The organism is Pseudomonas sp., from assembly GCF_030147005.1.
Taxonomy (GTDB): Bacteria; Pseudomonadota; Gammaproteobacteria; order Pseudomonadales; family Pseudomonadaceae; genus Aquipseudomonas.
Genome location: NZ_JASLAW010000238.1, coordinates 1 through 3444, shown reverse-complemented (window position 1 = coordinate 3444; position 3444 = coordinate 1). Strand labels below are relative to the sequence as shown.

Below are 3444 nucleotides of genomic sequence, written 5' to 3'. Positions count from 1 at the left end.
CGGTGGGCGCATGGTGACCGCGCCAACCAATGGCGCGGCGGGGATCATTCCGGCGGTGCTGCACTACTTTATGAAGTTCAGTGAAGAAGTGACTGAAGCCAACGTGGTCGACTACCTGCTCGGCGCGGCGGCGGTAGGCATTCTGTGCAAAAAGAACGCCTCGATCTCCGGCGCCGAAGTCGGTTGCCAGGGCGAAGTCGGTTCCGCCTGCGCCATGGCCGCAGCGGGCCTGGCCGAAATTCTCGGCGCCACGCCGGAGCAACTGTGCAACGCCGCGGAAATCGGCCTGGAACATAACCTGGGCCTGACCTGCGACCCGGTGGGGGGCCTGGTGCAAGTGCCGTGTATCGAGCGCAATGCGATTGCCGCGGTAAAGGCGATCAACGCCGCGCAGATGGCCCTGCGTGGCGACGGGCAACACTTTATCTCCCTGGACCGGGTGATCCGCACCATGCGCGATACCGGGGCCGATATGCATGACAAGTACAAAGAAACGTCGCGCGGTGGGTTGGCGGTAAGTGCCGTTGAGTGCTGACCTGATCAGCCTCCGTGGCGAGGGAGCTTGCTCCCGCTGGGCCGCGTCGCGGCCCTGAAAATCCTGGGAGCGCTTCGCACTCCAGCGCGAGCAAGCTCCCTCGCCACAGAAGAGCAACATTGCTCACAAAGTGAACACCCCAGCCGAAACCGCCACCTTTTGGCGCGTCGCAAATAGATAAGTAGCTTCCGAACTATTTCCTACAAGATTGCCCGGATAATGTGCTTTGGGTGACAGACGTTTCCTACGCCCGCAAAGCGCCTTCCCACAAGTGCTACCGATCTGCTCACACCGTTGAGCACTCGCCCTGGTACGCCATATCCCGCGTTTAATCGGCAGGCTTGTATAGACGCCTCAACAGGTCGTTTTCAGGATTTGTTGAATGGCTATTCAATTTTAGGCATGGCATTTGCTCTATCAATTCAAAGTCTCTCTCCCTCGCAGGAGATGAGCGCAATAACAAGAGCCTCGCCTGAGGCCATCACCCGCTTTGTGTGAGGAGATACTGCGATGACGTCGTCCAACGCCGGGGCCCAACCCCAGAACCGTGCGCCTCAATCCATCGGCTTTTTGCTGCTGGATAATTTCACGCTGATTTCCCTGGCGTCGGCCGTGGAACCCCTGCGCATGGCCAACCAGCTGTCCGGCCGCGAGCTGTATCGCTGGACAACCCTGAGCGTGGACGGCGGCCAAGTGTGGGCCAGCGACGGCTTGCAGATCACTCCCGATGCCGCCATGCACAAGGCCCCGGTGCTGGACACGGTGATTGTGTGCGGCGGCGTGGGCATCCAGCGCACCGTCACCCGCGAACACGTGTCGTGGCTGCAAAGCCAGGCGCGCCAATCCCGTCGTCTCGGTGCGGTCTGCACCGGCAGTTGGGCATTGGCCTGCGCGGGCCTGCTCGATGGTTTCGATTGCAGCGTGCACTGGGAATGCCTGGCGTCGATGCAGGAAGCGTTCCCCCGCGTGACCATGAGCACGCGCCTGTTCACCCTCGACCGCAACCGCTTCACCAGCTCCGGCGGCACCGCGCCGTTGGACATGATGCTGCACCTGATCAGCCGCGACCACGGCCGTGAATTGTCGGCCGCCATTTCCGAGATGTTTGTGTATGAGCGCATCCGCAACGAACAGGATCACCAGCGTGTGCCGCTCAAGCACATGCTCGGCACCAACCAGCCGAAGCTGCAGGAAATCGTCGCGCTGATGGAAGCCAACCTGGAAGAGCCCATCGACCTGGACGAACTGGCGGTCTACGTCGCCGTGTCGCGTCGCCAGCTGGAGCGGCTGTTCCAGAAATACCTGCACTGTTCGCCGTCGCGCTACTACCTCAAGCTGCGTCTGATCCGTGCACGGCAATTGCTCAAGCAAACGCCGATGTCGATCATCGAAGTGGCGTCGGTGTGCGGGTTTGTGTCCACACCGCATTTCTCCAAGTGCTACCGCGAATATTTCGGCATTCCGCCACGGGATGAGCGCGTAGGCTCCAACACCACCCAGCAAGTGGCGATGATGCCGATTCCGCAGGCGCTGGTGCTGTCACCGCTGTCGGGGCCGATGTCGGCGTTGAGCCAGGCCAGGAATGAATCGACGTTTGCCAGCGTCAGGCTGTAGGAGCGAGCTTGCCCGCGAAGAACTCAAGACCGCTGCGGGGTGTTTGGTTCCCCGCGTTATCGTTGACGATTTTCGCGAGCAAGCTCACTCCTACGAGCAAGCTCGCTCCTACAGAGCGGCTCAGGCGCCAGAGTTCTGTTTGAACTGCATCAAGGCCGGCAACAACTGCTTATCGATCGCCTGACGCACCGCCGGCAAAATCGTCGCGCTGCCGCCGTACATCCGCTCGACCATACCCTTGAGCGCCTTGGCGCGTGCCTCGCTCAAACCACGCACCGCGCACTCGCAAGCCTGCTCGGCACTGGCACCGCTGGACACTTCGAAACCCAACGAGCGCAGTTGGCCCAGCAGGTCATCCTGGTCAATCAAATCCGCATGCATCATGACGTTTATCCTGGTAAGGGGAGCGGGGTTTGACGTCGATTCTGGTAGCCGCCCAGGCGGTCGGCAAGGGCAGAATGCGCGAATGCCTCAGATGGCTACGAGGGTGTCGTTTTCGGGCCATGCACCGGCTGCACTTACCGGCACACTGGTCCCAGGCACGCAACTTGATGGTTTGGTCACCCTCGGGATGTACGGCTCACACAAGGCACTCTGCCCCGATCCGGTCACGGCTGGATCGGGGCTTTTTTTGTCGGCAAACCGATCACGCGGCCGAGCAGGGCGGGCGTTGGCAGTTCGGCCTGTTCAGCGCTGATGGCGGTGAGCCTTTCCAGCGTGACCTCAGTGAACGGTGTCGCATGGGGCCCGGCCAGGTCGACGTGCAGCAGCATCTGTTCGTTGCCGGCCAGTTCCGTGCCATCACCCACACGGTGCAGGCTGTGATAGAGATGCAGGCGCTTGGCATCAAAGGCGATCAGTTGGGTGTGCACCTCCACCTCGGCCCCCAGCTTCACTTCGTGCAGGTAGTTCAAATGCAGCTCCAGGGTGAACAGCGAGTGGCCGCTGGCTTCGCGGTTGTCGCTGTCCAGGCCGAGGGTGTTCATCAGCGCGTCGGTGGCGTAGCTGAAAATCAGCAGGTAGAACGCATCGCGCAGGTGGCCGTTGTAGTCGACCCATTCAGGTTGGATGTTGGTTGTGTAGGTGGTGAGTGCGGGCATGTCGTCGATTCCGGATCAGTACTCGGTCAAATGTGGAAGCTGGCTTGCCTGTGATGGCGATGCAAGATTCGCCGCCGCCATCGCAGGCAAGCCATAATGCCAGTCAGTTAAGACAGAACCGGTCCCTGTGGCGAGGGAGCTTGCTCCCGCTGGACTGCGTAGCAGTCCCATTTTTGGGGCCGCTTCGCGCCCCAA

Annotated in this window: 4 protein-coding genes and 1 pseudogene; 2 read left to right on the top strand and 3 right to left on the bottom strand. The window is 61.2% G+C overall.

What is annotated here, in order from left to right; translation table 11 throughout:
• Both Q1V60_RS22390 and Q1V60_RS22385 read left to right on the top strand, forming a co-directional pair.
• A partial coding sequence (locus Q1V60_RS22390) for an L-serine ammonia-lyase, iron-sulfur-dependent, subunit alpha (protein ID WP_300634916.1) occupies nucleotides 1-535 on the top strand: 535 nt, incomplete at its 5' end.
• Nucleotides 536-1045: 510 nt separating this feature from the next.
• Nucleotides 1046-2149, top strand: a complete 1104-nt coding sequence (locus Q1V60_RS22385; RefSeq protein WP_300634914.1) for a GlxA family transcriptional regulator — start codon at nucleotides 1046-1048, stop codon at nucleotides 2147-2149.
• Here Q1V60_RS22385 and Q1V60_RS22380 read toward each other — a convergent pair.
• The 3 genes and pseudogenes from Q1V60_RS22380 to Q1V60_RS22370 form a co-directional block, all read right to left on the bottom strand.
• Nucleotides 2145-2231: pseudogene (locus Q1V60_RS22380) on the bottom strand (outer membrane lipoprotein carrier protein LolA); the annotation flags it as partial. The gene Q1V60_RS22385 and the pseudogene Q1V60_RS22380 overlap by 5 nt on opposite strands.
• 38 nt (nucleotides 2232-2269) lie before the next feature.
• Nucleotides 2270-2533 carry a hypothetical protein gene (locus Q1V60_RS22375; protein WP_300634912.1) on the bottom strand — a complete coding sequence of 88 codons (264 nt, stop codon included), beginning with the start codon at nucleotides 2531-2533 and terminating at the stop codon, nucleotides 2270-2272.
• 224 nt (nucleotides 2534-2757) lie between these two features.
• Nucleotides 2758-3249 (bottom strand): thioesterase family protein, encoded by a 492-nt coding sequence (locus Q1V60_RS22370; RefSeq protein WP_300634910.1) that lies wholly within the window; start codon nucleotides 3247-3249, stop codon nucleotides 2758-2760.
• Nucleotides 3250-3444: the final 195 nt, after the last annotated feature.